Source organism: Modestobacter italicus (genome assembly GCF_019799965.1).
In the GTDB taxonomy this organism is placed as follows: Bacteria; Actinomycetota; Actinomycetes; order Mycobacteriales; family Geodermatophilaceae; genus Modestobacter; species Modestobacter italicus_A.
Genome location: NZ_JABGCJ010000088.1, coordinates 1 through 679 on the forward strand (window position 1 = coordinate 1; position 679 = coordinate 679).

The window sequence follows — 679 nt, forward strand, 5'->3', positions numbered from 1 at the left end:
TCCTTCAAAAATTTTGCATATGAAGGAATCTGCTTAATGGCATCTAGAAGAGGTAAATTAATGTGAACGCTCTTAAACACTTCCAACATATCAGACATGCTAGCCCCCTTCTTAGTGGTCTTCCCAGGCGCGATAAGCGCGGATGGGAAAGGTGCTTTTGGCACATAAGATGCCACTGGATCATCTAATGCTGTGGGAAGTTTATTCCTTGTCGCATCAGAGTCTTTCTCCTTTTCTTTTTCTTCTTCACTTACTTGCGCTTTCTTTTTCTCATTCTTTTCTTTTTCTTTCTCCCCAACTTTATTATCTACTATCTTACCACTTCTCAACACAGTAACAGCCTGAACATCCTCGTTACATTGAGGGTCCTGAGAAGTAGAACCCTCAGCCATATATGTACCTTTTGGATTACCTACAACTTGACTCGGTAACTTTCCTTCCTCCCGACGACTAAGAGAAGCCGCTAATTGACCCAATTGAGTTTCTATTTTAGAAATTGATTGGGAATGGGAATGAGTGAGTTGAGCAGTAGCCTCAAGGTTTTTTAAGGTGGCTAAAATTTGTTCCTCAAAACTAGGTGTTCTTTGGGGTTGTGGTGGAGGTGGAGTCAGCGGTTGGCTCGGATAATGTGGTGGAGGTGCATGTGGTGCACCATAACTCTGGTATTGGGGTTGCACAG

General features: G+C 42.9%; 1 protein-coding gene. It reads right to left on the minus strand.

The features are described 5' to 3' along the window. Positions 1–679 (minus strand): hypothetical protein (locus HLA93_RS20440; RefSeq protein ID WP_222196275.1); only part of this gene is annotated, 679 nt, incomplete at both ends.